The sequence below is a fragment of the Carnobacterium viridans genome (assembly GCF_900102725.1).
GTDB lineage: Bacteria > Bacillota > Bacilli > Lactobacillales > Carnobacteriaceae > Carnobacterium_B > Carnobacterium_B viridans.
Map to the genome: position 1 here is coordinate 1,959,632 of NZ_FNJW01000008.1, position 18,469 is coordinate 1,978,100.

The window sequence follows — 18,469 nt, forward strand, 5'->3', positions numbered from 1 at the left end:
TGCACAAAGCAAAAAAATGATATAATGATTTGGTATACATTATAAAGGGGTGAGAGTCATGGACTTAACTAAAAAGTACTTAAATTTATTAGCTAAAGAATATCCTACTATTGGAGACACAACTACTGAAATTATTAACTTAGAAGCGATTATGAATTTGCCTAAAGGTACAGAGCATTTTGTTAGCGATGTTCATGGAGAATATGAAGCTTTTCAACATGTGCTAAGAAATGGATCAGGCAATATAAAAGAGAAAATCAAAGAAATTTTTCATAATCGTTTAAGTCAAAAAGAAATGAACAGCTTAGCAACATTAATCTATTATCCAGAAAATAAAATTCGTTTAGTCTGTAGTGAATTCGAAGATCAAGAAGAAGTAGATGAATGGTATAGGTTGACGTTGTCACGTTTGATTGAATTATGTGTATTCGTAGCTTCCAAGTACACGCGATCAAAAGTCCGTAAGGCTTTGCCCAATGAATTTGCTTATATCATTGAAGAATTGTTATCCAAAGACGGAAATGGCTACACTAACAAAGAAGATTATTATAGTGAAATTATTGGCAGTATTATTTTATTAGATAGAGGGTCTGAGTTTATTACAGCTATTTCTTATCTTATTCAACGTCTTGTAGTAGATCAGCTCCATGTAGTCGGTGATATTTATGATAGAGGCCCTTACCCAGATAAAATCATTGATACCTTGATAGAACACCATTCGGTTGATGTTCAATGGGGCAATCACGATATTTTGTGGATGGGAGCGGCAAGTGGATCAGCGGTTTGTATTGCAAATGTTCTACGGATCAGTGCTCGCTATGATAATTTAGAAATTATTGAAGATGCTTATGGCATTTCATTACGCCAATTGCTTACATTTGCCGAAATGACTTATCCAGAAGACTTGAACAGTTGTTTTTATCCTAAAATAGACCCCAATAAAGAAGATTATTTTGAAGATGAAATCCGCCAAATCACAAAAATGCATCAAGCAATCTCAGTGATCCAATTTAAACTTGAAGGAGAAATTATCAAGCGTCACTCTGAGTTCCAATTAGATCACCGCTTGTTGTTAAGCGATATCGATTACGAAAAAGGAACCATTACAATCAAAGGTACAGAGTATCCTTTGTTAAATACAAATTTTCCAACGATTGATCCAGCTGACCCTTATACCTTAACAGCAGAAGAAGAACTAGTAGTTGAAAAACTGGTTACAGCTTTTAAAAACTGCGAACGGCTTCAAAAACATATTGCTTACTTATATAGCAAAGGCAGTATGTATCTGACCTATAATGATAATTTATTGTTCCATGGCTGTATGCCATTGACTGAAGATGGAGAATTTATGGGTATGGAGATTCAAGGAGAACAGTATGCCGGCAGAAAGTTGTTGGATAAATTTGAAGAAGTTTTACGAAAAGGGTATTTAAATAAAGATCATAAAGATAATGAAAAGTATTTAGATTATGTTTGGTATCTATGGACGGGACCGGTCTCTTCTCTTTTTGGAAAAGACCAAATGACGACATTCGAACGGTATTATGTTGCCGATAAAGCTACACATGAAGAAAAGAAAAATGCGTATTACAAGATGCGAAATGATGAAAAAACATGTGAAAAAATTCTGAACGAATTTGGATTAGAACCTCTTAAAGGTCACATCATTAATGGGCATACACCAGTGAAAGAAAAGCGTGGAGAAGATCCAATTAAAGCAAATGGACGTATCATTGTGATCGACGGTGGATTCTCAAAAGCTTACCAAGGTACCACTGGTTTAGCAGGGTATACACTTTTATACAATTCGTATGGAATGGTTTTAGTCTCACACCAACCATTTACTTCTGTCAGTGAGGCAATTGAAAACGAAATAGATATCATGTCTACAAGAAGAGTTATCGACCGAGAACTAGATCGGAAAAAAGTAAGAGAAACCGATGTCGGCAAAGAATTGACTAAGCAAGTAAGCGATTTGAATGCACTATTGGCTGCTTACCGTAATGGGGACATTATTGAAAAAACTAGACAAAATCATACTGTTCTTAAGTAATGACCAATGGGTTAACAGAATGTTTACGTAAAACTAAACGGATAGTTACAATATCTCTCGGCTTTTTTGGTACAATTAAGAAGGATAAGAAAAGAATAGTTACCAATAGTGTACTGGAGGAGATTTTTTATGGAAGAAGGATGCACTTTTTATTTTGTCCGTCATGGGCAAACATACTTTAATCATTATAGAAGAATGCAAGGTTGGTCTAACACACCTTTAACACCTGAAGGACGAGAAGATGTCCGCAGCAGTGGAAGAGGATTAGCAGATGTAGCATTCGATGCTGCTTATACAACTGACTTGAGTCGTACGATTGAAACGGCAACCATTATTTTGGAAGAAAATAAAAAAGGAAAAGAAATGACGCTGCATCCTATGCCGGAGTTTCGAGAAGTTTTCTTTGGTTCTTTTGAAGGAAATGATGTAGATGAAACATGGGGAAAAGTGAATGAGTTAATGGGTTACTCAAGTGTAGCTGAGATGTGGGCTGAAACGTCTATCCCTGAGCAGATGAATGCTTTTAAAGAAGCAGATCCATATCATGACGCTGAAGACTTTTTAACATTTTGGTTAAGGGTCGAACAAGGATTGCTTAAGTTAATCGATAAACACCGTGATACAGGTGATAAAGTTATGATCGTAGCGCATGGAAATACAATTCGTTACTTACTGAATAACTTGGTTCCAGAACTTGAAAACCCACAACCTTTATTAAATGCAAGTGTTTCAGTGGTTAAATACTACAACGGAAGATACCATTTAGAAGCCTATAACGAAGTGGGACACTTTAAAAATTTAGAAAACTAAATAAATATTAGATTTACAAAAAGGAGATCAATATGGTACTGCCAAAAACGTTAGTTTTTTTCGATTTAGACGGAACATTGTTAAACAATAAATCTGAAGTAGATCAAGAAGTAACTGTTGCTTTAGAAAAGTTGAAAGAAAACGGTGGAGTTCCATTTATTGCAACAGGAAGAAGTCCACTTGAAATTCAACATGTACTCGATACAACACCCATTGAGTCTTTTATCACGTTGAATGGTCAATACATTATGTATGAAGGCAAGGAAATCTACCGCAGTCAAATGCCGCAAGAGTTGTTGATTCGCTTGAAACAGGCAGCTGATGAGCGTGGTCTAGCTGTTGCTTTTTATACAAGTGATAAAATTCGAGTGACACATACTTCAGAAGAAGTTGAGAGTGCGTATAATTTTATTCACTCTAAAAGACCACCTGTTGATGCAGAAATTCATTTAAATGAAGAAGTGCTGATGGCATTGATTCTAACAATGGATACGGCTATTGATGATCAACTTAGAGAGCTGTTTCCTGAATTGTCATTTTACAGAAATACACCTTTCAGTATAGATGTCATTACGAAAGGCAATTCAAAAGCTACAGGTATTCAAGAATTGGTTAAATTGATGAACTTTGATACCGTTCCTACGTATGCATTCGGAGATGGTCCGAATGATTTAGAAATGTTGACTCATGCTGATTACGGTGTAGCGATGGCAAATGGCATTGATGTGTTAAAAAATACTGCGGATTATATAACGTCTAGTCATGTTGAAGGCGGAATTATTGAAGGATTAGAGTTTTACGACTTAATTAAATAAGCGGATAAAGCTAAAAAGAGACATTAGGATTTTTCCTAATGTCTCTTTTTTATGTATGAAAAAATAAAAATATGCATTTTGTATACATAAAAAGATTAATAATTGTATAAAATAATTAATTTACTCTTTTTGGTTGCATAAATAGTTTGTTTTGTTATAATAAGAATAATTAAAATTACATGAAAGAAGGTTAAGAATTGATGAAAGCAGCTATTGTTGGTGCAACGGGATATAGCGCATTAGAACTTATCCGTTTATTAAACCGACACCCACATGTAACCGTTACGGAGATGATTTCTCATTCTCATGATGAAGAATTGCTAAGTGATATGTATCCTCATATGAAAGCCATTATTGAAAAACCTATGATTGAATATGATCTTTCTTATCTTGAAAAAGAAGTAGATGTAGTGTTTTTTGCAACGCCAGCTGGTATCAGTAAGTCGTTGGTTCCAGAAGTTTTAAAAACGTCTCTGCAATGCATTGATTTAAGTGGAGATTTTAGGTTACTAAAGAAGGATTATGAAGAATGGTATGGAGGAGAGGCTGCAGCAAGTGAAGTGCAAAAAAAAGCTACATTTGGATTAGCTGAAATTTACAAAGAAGAAATAAAAAATGCTGCTTTCATTTCTAATCCGGGATGTTACTCAACCGCTGCTCTATTAGGATTGATTCCTATTGTTCAAACGGAATGGATTACCAAAAAGGGTATTGTTATTGATGCCAAAAGTGGTACTTCAGGCGCAGGACGTAAACTTTCAAGAATGACTCATTTCTCAGAAATGAATGAAGCGCTCATTCCTTATAAGTTTGGAAAGCATCAGCATACACCTGAGATTGAGCATTACTTATCTAAAGAAGCAGGTGAAGAAATAAAAGTGACTTTAGCGACCCACTTAGTACCTATGACCAGAGGACTCTTGTGTACTATGTATCTTCCATTGAACCAATCCGTAACATCAAAAGACATCTGGGAATTGTACCAATCCTTTTATGAACATGATCCTTTTATTCGCCTTCAACCACTTGGAACACTGCCTCAAACCAAACAAGTAACTGGAAGCAATTACGTTGATATAGGCATTCATGTCGATGAACGAACAGAACAATTGATCATTGTTGTAGCGATAGATAATTTAGTCAAAGGAGCAGCAGGTCAAGCAATTCAAAATTTGAACTTGATGAACGACTGGCCGATTGACGAAGGGTTAGAATATAGCCCTTTATACCCTTGAAAAAGTGAGGAGAAAAATGATGATGGCAACAGATATTACGCAACCTATACAAAAAATTCATATTCTAGAGGATGGGCATGTTACGTCTCCAAAAGGTTTTACGGCAGGAGGTGTACATACTGGTCTACGAAAAAAAACTCTTGATTTTGGATGGATCCATTCAGTGGTACCTGCTACTGCGGCAGGGGTCTACACATTAAATAGTTTTCAAGCAGCTCCACTGAAACTGACCAAAAAGCATGTAGATACAGCAAAAAAAATCCAGACAATCGTAGTGAATTCTGGAAATGCTAATTCTTGTACGGGTGAAGACGGTATGAAAAAAGCACACGCAACAGCGGAATTGGTTGCAAAAGAAAAAGGTATTGAAGAGCATTTAGTAGCCATTGCTTCTACTGGAATCATCGGCGTTCCTCTACCATTTGAACCGATAAAAAAAGGTGTTCAGTACCTAAACGATCCGCTTTGTCAAAATGTATCCGATTTTGAACGGGCTATTTTAACAACGGATATTGAAACGAAGCATATTGCGGTGGAATTTGAGATTGATGGAAAACACATTACTGTTGGGGGAGCTGCAAAAGGCTCGGGTATGATCCACCCTAATATGGCAACGATGCTTGGTTTTATTACCACAGATGCTGTTGTAGATAGCAAAAGCTTAGAAGAAGCATTGAAAGCAACGACGGATAAGACTTTTAACATGATTACAGTTGATGGAGACTCGAGTACAAATGATATGGTACTTGCGTTAGCCAATGGAACACAAGGCAATACTCTTTTAAATCAAGATCACCCACAATGGACAGTGTTTTTGGAAGGCTTTCAATATGTTTGCAAAACGCTTGCTAAGTCGATTGCACGTGATGGAGAGGGTGCTACCAAATTAATCGAAGTAGAAGTAATCGAAGCAAAAACAGCTGAAGTGGCTCAAGCTGTGGCCAAATCAGTTATTTCATCGAATTTAGTAAAAACAGCCATGTACGGATCAGATGCCAATTGGGGAAGAATTATCACAGCAATAGGATACAGCAATCAAAAAATTGAGCCGGAACACGTAAAAGTTTCGATTGGCGATACAGTAGTGGTTGAAAAAGGGATTGGTGTTCCTTTCGATGAAGAAGCTGTTATGCTTACGCTAGTGAAGGATGATGTCAAGCTGATCATTGATTTACAACAAGGTCAACATTCAGCAACAGCATGGGGCTGTGATCTAACCTATGATTACATTCGAATCAATTCATCCTATCGGACATGAGGTGAGAAAATGGATATACTGATTATGAAAATCGGCGGAAGCATACAAGATAAATTACCCGAGTCATTCTATCAAATGATCGCCCAACTGCAACAAACAAAAAAATGTTATCCGGTGATTGTTCATGGCGGAGGTCCAATGATTAATGAGTTATTGGAAAGATTAGCGATTCCTACAAAATTTGTCAATGGATTGCGTGTGACCACAAAAGAAGTTTTAACAGTAGTAGAAATGGTTTTAAGCGGATCCATCAACAATGAAATTGTGACTCACTGTCAAATTCAACAACTGCAAGCTATTGGGATGAGTGGCATTGATCATGGCTTGCTAAAGGTCAAACCTATCAAAACTATTAAAGAAATTGGTTTTGTTGGAGAGGTGACTGAGGTCAATACAGCTTTTCTAATGAACTTACTGGAAAATAATATCATTCCAGTGATTTCACCTATAGGAATGGATGAGACAGGCCAACACTACAATATCAATGGAGATATGGCGGCAGCAGCTATCGCAAAAGCGGTAGGCGGAAAGCTAGCGTTTATCAGCAATGTTCCTGGAGTCATGGAACAAAAAAAAGATTATTTGAAAATTCACTCTTCACTAACAAAAGGAGAAGCAGAACAATTGATTAAAGAGGAAATCATTACTGATGGAATGATTCCTAAAGTGCGTTCGGCTATTGGAAGTCTTTCTATTCATATGAAACAAGCGGTTATTTTGAATGGACTGAAACCAGAAGATATTGCAAGTTATCTAAAGGGAAATGAAGTAGGTACACGATTTGTCTATAAGGAGGAAGTAATCTATGGCTAAAATAGAAAACCAAGCAGCTCTTATGTCAACTTATGCGCGTTTTCCAATCACCATTACTAAAGGAAAAGGAACGTATGTATGGGATGACAAAAATGAGATGTACTTAGACTTTACATCGGGTATTGCGACATGCAACTTAGGGCATGTTCCTGATCCAGTTGCACAAAAGTTGCACCAACAGTTAGATACGTTATGGCACTGTTCCAATTTATATGAAATTCCATTACAAACCAAATTAGCAGAAGAGCTTGTCCTTTATTCGCAATTTGATCAAGTCTTTTTTTGCAATAGCGGAGCAGAAGCTAATGAAGCAGCGTTAAAAATTGCGCGTAAATACGCAAAAGATCATGGTCATTCAGAGCGCACATCGGTAGTTTCCTTTAAAGATTCCTTTCATGGAAGAACCTTTGCTACGTTGTCTGTAACCGGACAAGAAAAAGTTCAAAAGGGGTATGAACCTTTAATGCCAGGTGTACGTTCTTTAAATTTTAACGAAGAATCTGATCTTGGGAAAATTCATAACGGAAAAACAGCTGCAGTCTTGTTGGAACTTGTCCAAGGAGAGGGTGGAGTCAATCCGGCACATAAGGAGTGGCTTCATTCCTTGCAGGATATCTGTCAAGCGTACGATATTCTTTTAATGGTAGATGAAGTTCAAACGGGTATGGGAAGAACAGGAACGTTGTTTGCTTATGAACAATACGGTATTGAGCCGGATGTTCTGACCCTAGCAAAAGGTTTAGGATCAGGCTTTCCAATCGGAGCAATGCTAGCTAAAACACATGTTGCAAAATCCTTTACTCCAGGAACCCACGGTACAACTTTTGGAGGGAATCCATTAGCAGCCGCAGCCGGAGTAGCTACCTTAAGCGAAATGACCAAACCAGGATTTATGAAAGAGGTGCAGAAAAAGGCAGCTTTTTTTAAAGAACAATTGGAACACTTAGCCAATCAATTTAGTGTGATAAAAAAGGTAAAAGGAATGGGTTTTCTAATCGGAATTGAAGTAGATATGGAAGCCAAAGAACTCGTGACCTTATTGCAAGAAAAGCATATTTTAACGTTAACAGCAGGTCCAAAAGTCTTGCGGATCTTACCACCTTTGACCGTTACAACTGAAGAAATAAATGAGTTTCTTCAAAAATTTGAAGAAGTGCTCATTTCAATACAAAAGAGTAAGTGAAGAGAAAGTGAGTGAGAGATTGAGAATGGCAGAACAAAATTGGGAACTAAGCAAAAAGGATATTTTACAAGTAGCGGATTTAACAAGAAAAGAGTTAACTGCACTTATTCAAGACGCGATCATTATGAAACAACAAACCAAAGCAGGGATTCCACATCCACACTTGCAAGGAAAAACATTGGGTATGATTTTTGAAAAGTCTTCTACACGAACTCGGGTGTCTTTTGAAGTAGGGATGACACAATTAGGTGGCCACGCCTTATTTTTAAGTTCGAAAGATATTCAGTTAGGTAGAGGTGAGAGTATCGCGGATACTGCAAAAGTGCTTTCTCGTTATGTGGATGGACTGATGATTCGTACGTTTGGACACGAAATGATTGAGGAATTCGCAGAAAATGCGTCGGTACCTATTATAAATGGGTTAACCAATGAACACCATCCGATGCAGGTTCTAGCAGACTTAATGACGATTTATGAAAAAAAAGGAAAATTACAAGGTTTAACAGTGGCTTATGTAGGAGATGGGAACAATAATATGCCTCACTCATTAATGGAGGGAGCTGCCATCATGGGGATGAATATGCGTATAGCTAGTCCCAAAGGGTATGAACCTCTAGAAGCTGTTTTTCAAGATGCAAAAAGTAAAGCTGAAAAGCTAGGAGCCACTGTCCACTTTACATATGATCCAATAGAAGCAGTAAAAGAAGCTGATATTGTTGTAACGGATGTATGGACAAGTATGGGAATGGAAGCTGAAGAAACAGAACGCTTAACGGCATTTTTACCTTATCAAGTGAATACAGCACTGACTCATTATGCAAAGGAAGATTTTATATTCCTACATTGCCTTCCTACACACCGTGGCGAAGAAGTAACCGCTGAAATTATTGATGGCAACCACTCAGTCGTATTTGATGAAGCAGAGAATCGCTTGCATGCTCAAAAAGCTGTATTGAAAAAATTAATGGGAAATCGGTGAACCTAAAAAAGCCATCAGGAATCAATTCTGATGGCTTTTTTTAGATTTTAAGATGAAATGAAATCCTACACTAGATACTGAGTTGGATAAATGTTGTTCCAACGGCGCTTTAATGAAAAACTACAAAAAAAGAGCTTATAAATGTTATTAAAACAACATTTACAAGCCCTTTTATAAATCATGTAAGTCACGATTTTTCCTATGGAAGCGAGGGGAGTCGAACCCCTGTCCAAATATATCGGCACCTAGACGTCTACGTTCATAGTTGTACTATTAAGGTTTCGCTCAGTATTAGCCGCACAACAGGCATCATACGTCGCTAGTCTGATGATCTCTTCTAAAACTTGCAGACGGAAAGTTTTAGCGTATCCCACTAATTATAGGACCCTTGCTCGAGCACATGGGCGATGCCGAGAGGATCTACACTAAGCTGTTATTACGCAGCTAAAGCGTAAGAGTTATTATTGTTTTTATCAGTTATATTTAACTGTAACGTTTTAGCGTAGCCGTAACCTACGAAACGCGATCCAAGCTCGACCTATACCTGTCGATTCCGTAACGCTCCCTAAATGGGATGTATACAGAGAATGTTCTGTTTTGAATCATCATTAATCTGTTTAACTCTCTCCAAATAGTATAACATATTCTAGCGGAAAAGAAAATAATGGCGAAAAACAGTTTCTAAAAATGATTTCTTAGAACGGAATAAGGATTGCGATAAACAACTCAAGATAATAGTAAAATAAAAAAACACATCTTTTTAAGATGTGTTTTTTTGTTTCTAGTTTAGTCATTAGAATGTATGTAAGTTATTCTAATGTTGAAGAACTTATCATTTGTTGTTTGGATGTTTGAACGTAAACATCATATAATTTAGACAATACCGTAATATCACCACTTGCAATTTTTGATAATTTCAAAAATACAGGTTTCATAATCTCAGCATCATCATTTTCGTTAACAATAGCTAAGGCTTCACGATTCAGTATAAACAAATCATCTAATACTGTATGGTATTTTTTTACGAATTCTTGGAGACCTTCTTTATCTTCTAGTAAAACATTTTTTAAACTTTGATTTTTTTCATGAAGATTTTCTAAGTATTCTCCAACAGTCATATCTAGTAAAGTTGAAACCTCTTCTAATTCATTAAAAAAATTATCATCAACATCGATTAACACCAGTTCCACCTCCAACAATCACAATCACAATAACTGATTATATAATATTCTAAACCAAATGCATATAGCATACAGAAATCGAATTAAATAATAGGTGTTTTTATAGACGAAATATGTCTAGGACACTAAAAATTATTTAAATTAGTTTTGAAAACGAATAGAGCTGATAAAGAACAATATGAGAGAAACAAAGATAATCCTTCAAAATAGTTGGGTTCTATTTGATTCAGCGTTACAATGATCCTATAGGATAAAAAAAGAAGATATAAAAATGGAGGGTATGAACAATGAAAATCGGGATACCAAGAGAAATAAAAAATAATGAAAGTCGAGTAGCTATTTCTCCTGCTGGCGTAAATAGCCTTGTGGAAAATGGACACGAAGTCATCATAGAAGTGAACGCAGGAAAGACGGCCGGATTTACGGATGAAGACTATCAACTGTCAGGAGCCACATTGCTTGAAGATGCTGAGCAAATTTGGAATGCTGAAATGATCATTAAAGTAAAAGAACCTATTCCAAGCGAATACAAGTATTTCAAAAAAGGGATGATAGTGTTCACGTACTTGCATTTAGCGCCAGCTTTAGAATTAACTAAAGAGCTGATGAAAGCTGAAGTTACAGCTATTGGCTATGAAACAATGGTCGGAACCGACGGAACATTACCTTTATTGACGCCAATGAGCCAAATTGCCGGAAGAATGGCTGCCCAAGTCGGTGCTGAATTTCTTGAGAGTGTCAATCAAGGAAAAGGGATCTTGTTAAGCGGAGTGCCTGGCGTTCAAAAAGGAAAAGTAACCATCATAGGTGGTGGTGTTTCCGGAACAAATGCAGCCAAAATCGCAATCGGTCTAGGAGCAGAAGTGACAATTTTGGACGTTAATCCTAAGCGATTAGAAGAATTAGATGATCTATTTGAAAATAGAATCAACACACTTATGTCAAATGAATACAACATTGCAAAATCAGTTAAAGAAGCAGACTTAGTCATTGGAGCTGTATTGATCCCGGGATCTAAAGCACCAACCTTAGTAACAGAAGAAATGGTTAAACAAATGGAACCAGGTTCGGTTGTTGTTGATATAGCGGTTGACCAAGGGGGGATTTTTGAAACAGCTTCAGAAGTGACGACCCATGATGATCCTGTTTACATCAAACATGGCGTTGTCCATTACGCAGTTGCCAACATGCCCGGAGCTGTTCCAAAAACATCTACTTTAGCCTTAACCAATGTAACCATTCCTTATGCAGTTGAAATTGCAAATAAAGGGCTGATTAAAGCAGCTAAAGAAAATGCAACGATTTATACGGGCATCAATGTTATGGCTGGAAAATTGACTAAAAAAGAAGTTGGAGAGTCATTAAATCTTCCGTATCATGAAGCCTTAAGTTCTTTTATGTAATCTAATGAGTGTGTTTTGAAACAGAAGTTGCATTAAATGCATAAATAAATGAATTTCTTTCCGAAATGCAGTATACTAATGAAGAAACTAACTGCAAAAAGGAGCATTCGCATGTCAAAAGGAAATAAAAAAATTCAAGTAGAAGTAAAAGAAACCCCTAATAATAGAGAAGGTTTTGTTGAGTTAGAGCTTTATGTGAATGACGAAAAAATTGGTCAATTGCAACAAGAAGAAGGCCAAACTGTTACCGTAAAAACCAATTCAGGAACAGAGTCTAAAGTAAGAACTGTCGATGAAGGCATAAATAAATTAATTATGGATTATAATTTACACCAAATGTAAATTTGAATGAGCAATAAACTGAATCTAAAAGATCAATCCTACTTTAGGGTTGATTTTTTTTTTAACTACATTGTTATTAAGAGCATCCTAAAAGCTTTTTGAACCCATCTATGCTATGCTTTTTCTATACATAACTTAACGTAAAGGATGTGATTGTTTTGTCAACGAATGCAAAGTCCGCTTCTTTTAAAGATAGATTTAAGCATTTTTTAGAAGTACTAAAACCCAATTGGGCAAGAGCTGAAGTTTCATCAAATGCAGCTGAACTAGCTTACTTCACTCTATTATCCTTATTCCCGATTTTATTGGTCGTAGCGAACGTTATTCCTCTCTTTCCAATAGATGCAGCAGATATATTGCCAATGGTAGAAACAGCTGTTCCGCCAGATATTTACAATGTTTTAGCTCCAATTCTAGAAAGTTATTTGAATAGTTCAAGCGGAGGCGCTATCTCTATTGGTTTGATTACGTCATTGTGGTCTGCCAGTAAAGCTTTTAATGCATTACAAAATGTTTTAAATGACGTCTATGGGGTAGAAAAAAGGAATAATTTTATTATTGTTCGTTTAGTTTCTTTCTTAGTACAATTAGCCATCGTGGCGATTGTAGGAGTTCTGATCTTCGTCTTTGTATTTGGTGAATTTATCTTATTATTCATCGAAGATTTTGTAGGAATCGAACTAGATTTTATTTTACAAATATTTAGTTTAAAATGGTTGGTTTTATTTATTGTCTTGATTCTAATCATTACAATGGTTTACTTCTTAGTACCAAATCACCGTATGCACATCAAGTATGCTCTTCCAGGAGCAGTATTTGCTACGATAGGTTGGATGGTTTTATCACAAGCCTTCACACTTTATGTGCAATTCGCTGGAGGGGAAGCAGCTGCTAGTGCGACGTTTGGAGTCTTCATTGTTTTGATGCTGTGGCTCTATTTATCGGCTATCATTTTACTGTTAGGTGCTCTGATTAATGCCGTTTACTTTGAAATTAAAACAGGTAAATCGGTTCAAGAAGTTAAGATTGAAAAAGATAATGAAGAGAAAGACGATAAGGAAAAAGAATATCCAGATGATTCAGAATCAATTCAACATAAAAAATTAGTGAAATTAAAAACAGTAGAGAAACATAAAGAAGACTGAGTGAAGACTCAGTTTTCTTTTTCTTTAATCATAGTTAAATAGAGAAGCACTGTAAGATTTTTCTAAGAAAGGAGACAGGCCTTTTTTTTAGCCTGGTTTTCTTATATAATGGATGGAGTTTGAGGAAGACATTTTTTAATAGATAGGACACAAGGAGAATTTTAAAAAATGACAGAAAATAAAGAAACAAAAATAGATTATGGGATTATCTTATCCGTATTGTTGCTAGCAATCATTAGTATTGCGACTATCTATTCAACCACTCATTTAACTGCGAACTCTGGAATCGGTGCTACAGTGATGCAAATCATCTGGTACGTAGTTGGTGCAGTTGCCATCGTAGTGATCATGCAGTTTGATTCGGAGCAGTTATGGAAACTTGCCCCGATAGCGTATGGATTTGGGCTTTTTCTATTAGTGTTGGTATTATTCTTTTATGACCGGCCTACTGAGTTAAGTACCGGAGCAAAAAGCTGGTTTAAGATAGGTCCATTAACCTTTCAGCCCTCGGAGATCATGAAAATAGCTTTTATTCTAATGCTGGCTCGTGTCGTTACAAAACACAACGGCGATTATCCAACTCATTACCCTAAAGCCGATTTTTTATTGATAGGTAAAATCATATTAACGTCTATTCCACCACTGGTACTCGTTATGTTACAAAATGACTTAGGTTCAACATTAGTCTTTATTGCCATTATTATTGGTTTAATGTTGATTTCAGGAGTTACTTGGAAAATTATTCTGCCACTATTTTCAGGAGTTGCCGCTCTTGGTGGAACCTTACTGGTATTAGTTGTATACAATCGTGACTTTTTATTGCGATTGGGTTTTAAACCGTATCAATTTTCTCGGATAGATTCCTGGTTGAATCCTTACGGAGATTCAGGTGATACTTCTTATCAACTGATCCAAAGTATTAAAGCAATTGGGTCAGGAAAAATGTTCGGTAAAGGCTTTGGGACATCAGAAGTGTATGTGCCGGTTCGAGAGTCTGATATGATTTTTTCAACGATTGGAGAGAATTTTGGTTTTCTTGGCAGTTGTATTTTAATTTTTATCTACTTCTTACTAATCTACCAAATGATCCGCATTTGTTTTGATACGAAAAATGAATTCTACGCGTATATTGCAACCGGCGTAATCATGATGATTCTGTTCCATGTTTTTGAAAATGTTGGGATGAGTATTGGATTGCTTCCGTTAACTGGGATACCACTGCCATTTATTTCTCAAGGTGGAACGGCATTGTTAGGAAATATGATGGGTGTCGGACTTATTATGTCGATGAGGTACCATTACCGCAGTTACATGTTCTCTGAAGAAGATGAAGATTTCAAATAAAATGAGTACTATATTGGAGTGAGTTTCAATGCTTGAATTGTATCAACACCCCACGTGTTCAACCTGTAAGGCAGCAAGGAAATGGTTGGATGACCATTTAATCGAGTACCGCGCAATAAACATGATTGAGAATCCACCAACACAGGAAACCTTGATTAACTTGATGAGCCAAACAGATCTACCAGTGCTTCGCTTTTTTAACACAAGTGGGAATCGCTACCGAGAGTTAGGATTGAAAAATAGAGTGCCAAACATGAACATAACCGAATGTGCAGCCGTTTTGGCTTCAGATGGAATGCTGATCAAAAGACCTTTGCTGACTGATGGCAAGAGAACAACTCTTGGTTTTAAAGAAGATATCTATGAACAGACTTGGATAAAATAAAGAACCAGAATGGAGCGATCGAATTGGAAAAGCAAATGAAATATAGTGAAAACGGCTTATGGGTATTAAAAGAAGGCGACAATTATCGTATTGGATTATCTGAAAAAGGGCAAGATGATTTAGGCGAAGTTATGTTTGTTGAACTTCCAAATACGCTAGATGAAGTAAGAGAAAATGATGTCTTATTAGGAGTCGAAGGGGCAAAAGCTGTTACTGAACTGTTGTCTCCATTAACAGGTGTAGTGGTTCAATTCCATGCAGAACTAACAGACAATCCTGAACAACTAAATAGCATGGACAAAAACGACAATTGGATTCTTGAATTAAAAGACGTAGAACCGGATGCTTTTGAAAAATTGTCGGCTGAAGTCTAGAAATTAAAGTTGACAGAAAAAAAATGCTCTGTTAGAATATGTTAAATATCAATAACGCGATGATAAGAAGAGTACGTTCGTAATAACCATTTATAGAGAGCCTTGTTCGCTGGAAAAAGGTAATGGGAATTGAGCCGAAGATGGTCTTTGAGCAGAATAAGTGAATGCTTTGCATAAGCCTATTCCGGGTGCACCCGATAACGTGCCACAGTATAAAAAAGTTGAAAAATACTTGAGTACTGTATGAGGTTGATTTAGTGATGAATCAGCAAATTAAGGTGGTAACACGAAAAGTCAGAACTTTCGTCCTTATAGTAAGCAGTGCGCTTAGTATAAGGGCGAAAGTTTTTTTATTTGAATGAATTAGGAGGTGGATCAAAAGTGATTGAACTAACAAATATAAAAAAAGTATTTCAAACAAAACAAGGCAGTTTAACGGCTGTCAAAGATATCAATGTTTCCATCAAAGATGGTGAAATTTATGGAATCGTTGGGTATTCTGGAGCTGGAAAGAGTACATTGGTCCGAATGTTCAATGGACTAGAAACACCAACAGACGGTACAGTAGCTATTGAAGGAAACATTATTTCACAATTAAAAGGAAAAAAGCTCAGAAAAGAACGCCAGAAAATCGGGATGATCTTTCAACATTTCAACCTGTTATGGTCTAGGACAGTTGAAGAAAATATTCTTTTTCCGCTTGAATTGGCAAAAATTCCTAAAAAAGAACGTGAAGCTAAAGCCAAAGAACTTATTGGTTTAGTAGGGTTAGAAGGAAGAGAAAAAGCTTATCCGTCGCAACTTTCAGGTGGTCAAAAACAGCGGGTTGGAATTGCGCGAGCACTCGCTAACGATCCAACATTATTGCTTTGTGACGAGGCAACAAGTGCATTGGATCCACAGACTACAGATGAAGTACTCGATTTACTATTGGATATCAACAAGCGTTTAAACCTAACGATTGTCTTGATCACACATGAGATGCACGTGATTCGTAAAATTTGTGACAAGGTTGCAGTTATGGATGATGGGAAAATTGTTGAAGAAGGTTCTGTCATTGATGTATTCAAAAAACCACAACAAGACATTACTAAACGCTTTATTCGCCAAGATGCAAATCCAGACAGTGAAGATACCGATATGATTTTTGAAGAATTGTTGGTAGAATATCCTGAAGGAAAAATTGTTCACTTAACGTTCCATGGGCAACAAGCCAAGATGCCGATTATGTCAAAAATCGTTCGAGAAGATGGCGTCGATTTAAGCATTATTCAAGGAAGTATTCAACAAACACAAGATGGCACAATTGGATCGCTTTATGTTCAACTAACGGGTGAAAGTCAAAGAATCGAAGTGGCTATTGAAGAATTAAGAAAACTTGAGGTAGAAGTAGAGGTGGTAGAACATGTTGTCGAAACTTAATTTAGGAACGAGTGTTTTATCACAATACTTTGATTTTTCAGAAGTTGATTGGGAAAAAATGCAAGAGGCAACGATAGAGACGATCGGTATGACGATTGGTTCAGTAGTCATTATCTTTTTTGCAGGTTTGCTGCTAGGTTTACTATTGTATGAAACAAATGGGAAAGATACATTGGCAGCTAAAACACTTTACAGAGTTGTCGCTATTTTAGTCAATGTCTTCCGTTCTATTCCTTTTATTATTTTAATTGTGTTATTGCTTCCAGTTACCAAAACACTTGTAGGCTCAATTACTGGTCCAACAGCAGCATTACCAGCATTAATCATTGCTTCATCTCCATTTTTTGCACGATTGGTTGAAATTGGGTTTCGAGAAATCGATAAAGGTGTTGTTGAAGCCGCTGAAGCAATGGGGGCCAATAAATGGCAAATTATTTATAAAGTCTTGATTCCAGAAAGTTTGCCAGCTATTGTATCAGGAATTACAGTCACAACCATTTCTTTAGTGGGGTATACGGCAATGGCTGGTGTGATTGGAGCAGGCGGTTTAGGAAACCTCGCTTATCTTGATGGGTTCCAGCGAAATCAAAGTACAGTAGTTTTAGTCGCAACGTTAATCATTTTAGTCATCGTCTTTATTATACAAGCTATTGGAGATGTGATCGTTAAGAAAGTGGATAAACGTTAAACAGCTAAGTGAAAAACGAACAACCATCGCTAGCTGATTAAAAAGCACTACCGCAGTTTAAATAGGGGATTTAAAAAGCATTAAAAAAATTAGAAAAAATAGGGGGATTTAAAGATGAAAAAGAAAACAATCTTATCAGCATTAGTAACAACAGGAGTAGTATTAACATTAGCTGCTTGTGGCAACGAAGAAAGCAGTACTGAATCAAGTGGTTCAGGAGCAGAAGAAACAACGATCAAAATTGGGGCCAGCAACGTGCCGCATGCTGAAATCTTAGAATTCGCTGCGCCAATTCTTGAAGAAGAAGGTGTTACTTTAGATATCACTACTTACAACGATTATGTTATACCAAATGTGGCATTAGATGAAGGCGAAATTGATGCCAACTACTTCCAACATATTCCATTTTTTGATGCAGCTGTAGAAGAAAACGGTTATGATTTTGTGAATGCTGGAAGCATTCATATCGAACCGTTAGCAATCTTTTCTCAACGTTATGAAAGTTTAGAAGATGTAGAAGATGGCGCAACTGTCTTAGTCAGCAACAACCAAGCAGACTGGGGCCGAGTGATCGGAATCTTCCAAGAAGCAGGTCTAGTAACCGTGAAAGATGGCGTAGACCTTACAACAGCTACGTTTGATGACATTGAAGAAAACCCTAAGAACTTGGAATTTGAATATGAAAATGATCCAGCATTGATGACAACATTGTACCAACAAGATGAAGCAGAACTAATTGCTATCAACTCAAACTTTGCTGTAGATCAAGACATCAGCCCGCTTGACGATTCAGTTGCTATTGAAAGTTCGTCTTCTCCATATGCAAATATTATTGCCGTTCGTTCAGAAGATGCTGAAGATCCAGCTATTTTGAAATTGGTAGAAGTATTGAAATCCGAAGAAGTACAAGATTTCATCTTAGAAGAATGGGATGGAGCAGTTGTTCCCGTAGAAGAATAAGCTAAATAAAAAGTAAGAAGCAGATAAAATAGCTTCTTACTTTTTTTGTGCTGGAAAATGTACTGAATTTCTGGAGGAA

18 protein-coding genes, 1 other RNA gene and 1 other annotated feature are annotated in these 18,469 nt (G+C 36.6%); of the genes, 17 read left to right on the forward strand and 2 right to left on the reverse strand.

Going from position 1 to position 18,469, the window contains the following annotated elements; translation table 11 throughout:
* The first annotated feature begins 58 nt into the window (after window positions 1-58).
* The 8 genes from BLT48_RS10905 (at window position 59) to argF (ending at window position 9,146) form a co-directional block, all read left to right on the forward strand.
* The gene (locus BLT48_RS10905) at window positions 59-2,053 is read left to right on the forward strand and encodes a fructose-1,6-bisphosphatase (RefSeq protein WP_089977914.1); all 1,995 of its coding nucleotides are present in this window, start codon (window positions 59-61) and stop codon (window positions 2,051-2,053) included.
* A 129-nt stretch (window positions 2,054-2,182) separates the two neighbouring features.
* Window positions 2,183-2,863, forward strand: a complete 681-nt coding sequence (locus BLT48_RS10910) for a histidine phosphatase family protein (protein WP_035021463.1) — start codon at window positions 2,183-2,185, stop codon at window positions 2,861-2,863.
* 32 nt (window positions 2,864-2,895) lie between these two features.
* Window positions 2,896-3,678 carry a Cof-type HAD-IIB family hydrolase gene (locus BLT48_RS10915; protein ID WP_089977917.1) on the forward strand — a complete coding sequence of 261 codons (783 nt, stop codon included), beginning with the start codon at window positions 2,896-2,898 and terminating at the stop codon, window positions 3,676-3,678.
* Window positions 3,679-3,878: 200 nt separating this feature from the next.
* Window positions 3,879-4,913 carry an N-acetyl-gamma-glutamyl-phosphate reductase gene (gene argC, locus BLT48_RS10920; RefSeq protein ID WP_089977920.1) on the forward strand — a complete coding sequence of 345 codons (1,035 nt, stop codon included), beginning with the start codon at window positions 3,879-3,881 and terminating at the stop codon, window positions 4,911-4,913.
* Window positions 4,914-4,932: 19 nt separating this feature from the next.
* The gene (gene argJ, locus BLT48_RS10925) at window positions 4,933-6,171 is read left to right on the forward strand and encodes a bifunctional ornithine acetyltransferase/N-acetylglutamate synthase (protein ID WP_342341805.1); all 1,239 of its coding nucleotides are present in this window, start codon (window positions 4,933-4,935) and stop codon (window positions 6,169-6,171) included.
* 9 nt (window positions 6,172-6,180) lie between these two features.
* The gene (argB, locus tag BLT48_RS10930) at window positions 6,181-6,984 is read left to right on the forward strand and encodes an acetylglutamate kinase (protein WP_089977923.1); all 804 of its coding nucleotides are present in this window, start codon (window positions 6,181-6,183) and stop codon (window positions 6,982-6,984) included.
* Window positions 6,977-8,167 carry an acetylornithine transaminase gene (argD, locus tag BLT48_RS10935; protein WP_089977926.1) on the forward strand — a complete coding sequence of 397 codons (1,191 nt, stop codon included), beginning with the start codon at window positions 6,977-6,979 and terminating at the stop codon, window positions 8,165-8,167. Before argB ends, argD begins: the two co-directional genes overlap by 8 nt.
* Before the next feature lie 25 nt (window positions 8,168-8,192).
* Window positions 8,193-9,146, forward strand: coding sequence for an ornithine carbamoyltransferase (gene argF / locus BLT48_RS10940; RefSeq protein ID WP_089977929.1), 954 nt, complete (start codon window positions 8,193-8,195; stop codon window positions 9,144-9,146).
* A gap of 199 nt (window positions 9,147-9,345) precedes the next feature.
* Here the strand turns inward: argF and ssrA are convergent.
* Window positions 9,346-9,712: a transfer-messenger RNA gene (gene ssrA, locus BLT48_RS10945) on the reverse strand.
* A 243-nt stretch (window positions 9,713-9,955) separates the two neighbouring features.
* Window positions 9,956-10,327 carry a hypothetical protein gene (locus tag BLT48_RS10950; RefSeq protein WP_035021472.1) on the reverse strand — a complete coding sequence of 124 codons (372 nt, stop codon included), beginning with the start codon at window positions 10,325-10,327 and terminating at the stop codon, window positions 9,956-9,958.
* Between the two features lie 287 nt (window positions 10,328-10,614).
* On the opposite strand from BLT48_RS10950, the gene ald reads away from it, so the two are divergent.
* From ald to BLT48_RS10995, 9 genes are all read left to right on the forward strand, one after another.
* Window positions 10,615-11,730, forward strand: a complete 1,116-nt coding sequence (ald, locus tag BLT48_RS10955; RefSeq protein ID WP_035021474.1) for an alanine dehydrogenase — start codon at window positions 10,615-10,617, stop codon at window positions 11,728-11,730.
* A 111-nt stretch (window positions 11,731-11,841) separates the two neighbouring features.
* Window positions 11,842-12,072, forward strand: coding sequence for a DUF2969 family protein (locus BLT48_RS10960; RefSeq protein ID WP_035021476.1), 231 nt, complete (start codon window positions 11,842-11,844; stop codon window positions 12,070-12,072).
* Window positions 12,073-12,221: 149 nt separating this feature from the next.
* A complete protein-coding gene (locus BLT48_RS10965) occupies window positions 12,222-13,217 on the forward strand; it encodes a YihY/virulence factor BrkB family protein (protein WP_051923363.1) in 996 nt (331 codons plus the stop codon).
* Window positions 13,218-13,385: 168 nt separating this feature from the next.
* Entirely contained in the window at window positions 13,386-14,561 is a 1,176-nt protein-coding gene (locus tag BLT48_RS10970; RefSeq protein ID WP_035021480.1) for an FtsW/RodA/SpoVE family cell cycle protein, read from the forward strand.
* 28 nt (window positions 14,562-14,589) lie between these two features.
* Window positions 14,590-14,946 (forward strand): arsenate reductase family protein, encoded by a 357-nt coding sequence (locus BLT48_RS10975; RefSeq protein WP_035021481.1) that lies wholly within the window; start codon window positions 14,590-14,592, stop codon window positions 14,944-14,946.
* Between the two features lie 23 nt (window positions 14,947-14,969).
* Complete coding sequence (locus tag BLT48_RS10980; protein ID WP_081896524.1) at window positions 14,970-15,320, forward strand: glycine cleavage system H family protein; 351 nt, start codon at window positions 14,970-14,972, stop codon at window positions 15,318-15,320.
* A 50-nt stretch (window positions 15,321-15,370) separates the two neighbouring features.
* Window positions 15,371-15,634 (forward strand) — a binding site (T-box leader).
* A 67-nt stretch (window positions 15,635-15,701) separates the two neighbouring features.
* Window positions 15,702-16,742 carry a methionine ABC transporter ATP-binding protein gene (locus BLT48_RS10985; protein WP_035021483.1) on the forward strand — a complete coding sequence of 347 codons (1,041 nt, stop codon included), beginning with the start codon at window positions 15,702-15,704 and terminating at the stop codon, window positions 16,740-16,742.
* Complete coding sequence (locus BLT48_RS10990) at window positions 16,726-17,430, forward strand: methionine ABC transporter permease (protein ID WP_035021485.1); 705 nt, start codon at window positions 16,726-16,728, stop codon at window positions 17,428-17,430. The genes BLT48_RS10985 and BLT48_RS10990 overlap by 17 nt, the downstream gene beginning before the upstream one ends.
* Before the next feature lie 114 nt (window positions 17,431-17,544).
* On the forward strand, window positions 17,545-18,390 hold the full coding sequence (locus BLT48_RS10995) for a MetQ/NlpA family ABC transporter substrate-binding protein (protein WP_089977932.1): 846 nt from the start codon (window positions 17,545-17,547) through the stop codon (window positions 18,388-18,390).
* The last annotated feature ends 79 nt before the right edge of the window (window positions 18,391-18,469 follow it).